Genomic DNA, 1,682 nt, shown 5'->3' with positions numbered 1-1,682 from the left:
GATTATTCAACCACTACAGGTATAACATTGCTGGTGTCAACGTTAAGTTCAAAGGTCGCTTCACCCCGAGTCGTTTTGACGACCAGTTGATTAACCCCTTCAGGCAAAGCGGTATCCAATGTGAAGGACCAGTTGCCGTCATGGTCAATTTCAACCCTGCCTAATGGAGTGTTCCACCACTGGTTCAACACTCTTTCTATGATGACCAGGCTGCCCGGCTCACCTTTACCACTCAGAGTGGGACGAGCATCATCAGTCGTGTCGCCATTATGTAAGATCCCGGTGTCTTTACCAACCTTGTCCGTTACGGTAAAGATTGGCTGTGGTTCGGGTTCTGGCTGCGGCTGTGGTTCTGGCTGTGGTTCTGGCTGTGGTTCTGGCTGTGGTTCTGGCTGCGGCTCTGGCTGCGGCTCTGGCTCTGGCTGTGGAACCGCATTGCGAGTGTCGACGATAAGCTCAAAGTTTGCGTTTCCCTTCGTCGTTTTAACGAGCAGTTGATTAACCCCCTCAGGCAGATCCTTGTCCAACCTAAAGACCCAGTTGCCATCACCATCAACCTGAACCTTGCCCAATGACGTCATCATTGCGTGGTTCAGCACGTTTTCTATACTGACCCAGCTCCCAGGCTCGCCTTTACCACTCAGCGTCGGGCGCGCGTCATCTGTAGTATCGCCGTGGTGAAGCCTCCCGGTTTGCTCACCAACGTTGTCAGTTACCTGCAGATCAAATTCAGGAATAGCGTCAACGATAATGTTTACCGATGGCATATCGTGAGTGTGACCATTAGCCAGCTTCACGAGACCGCTTAAAATATGCTCACCCTCTGACAGAGCTGACCAATGTTTATACAGCCAATGGCCCGAATTGTCAGCTTGAACATTCGTCATTAACATTCCGTTGTCATAAAGTGACACCCAACTGCCAGCCGGGGCCGTCCCGCTGAACACAGGGCGATTATCGTCGGTAGTCGCCCCCTGTGCCAAGGTGCCAATTTCAGCACCAACGTTATCAGTAACAAGAAGACTCATTTCCGGCACCACGCTACTGGTGTCCACGTTTAGTTCAACGACCGCATCCCCTTTCGTTGTTTTAACAATCAGTTGATTAAATCCTTCAGCCAGATCTTTATCCAGCGTAACGGACCAGTTGCCATTGCTATCAACTTGTACCTTGCTTAATGGAATAGTCCATGACTTGTTCAGCACTTTTTCTATGCTGACCCAGCTGCCCGGCTCACCTTTACCACTAAATGTTGGACGCGCGTCATCCGTGGTGACACCGTTATGTAATAACAAGCCGGTTTCAGCACCAACATTGTCAGTTACCTTAAGTTCAAGTTCAGGAATAGCATTTACGGTGATGTTAACCGGCGGCAACGTGTAAGTTTCACCACTTCCCAATGTGACTTTACCACTGAGAATATGCTCACCTTCCGACAATATTGACCAGTGCTGAAAAGACCATTCGCCGGAAGCATCAACCCGGATATCAGCCAGCCAGCGTCCGTTATCATAAATTGACACCCAACTGCTCACTGGCGCCGAACCCTTGATGACCGGATGGTTATCATCAGTGATTGCCCCGTTGGACAACACCCCAGTTTCCGAACCAACATTATCGATAATGTTCAGGCTGAATTCCGGTTTAGGTTCTGGTTCTGGTTCTGGTTGTGGTTCTGGTTG

The 1,682-nt window shown here is 49.9% G+C and carries 1 protein-coding gene; it reads right to left on the bottom strand.

Features of this window, described 5'->3' with window-relative positions; all coding sequences use genetic code 11:
• Positions 1 to 2: 2 nt before the first annotated feature.
• Positions 3 to 1,682: Ig-like domain-containing protein (locus NG99_RS29500; protein ID WP_034898850.1), on the bottom strand; the 1,680-nt coding region annotated here is incomplete at its 5' end.

The sequence above is a fragment of the Erwinia typographi genome, assembly GCF_000773975.1.
GTDB lineage: Bacteria > Pseudomonadota > Gammaproteobacteria > Enterobacterales > Enterobacteriaceae > Erwinia > Erwinia typographi.
This window is presented reverse-complemented; position numbering and strand designations above follow the sequence as displayed.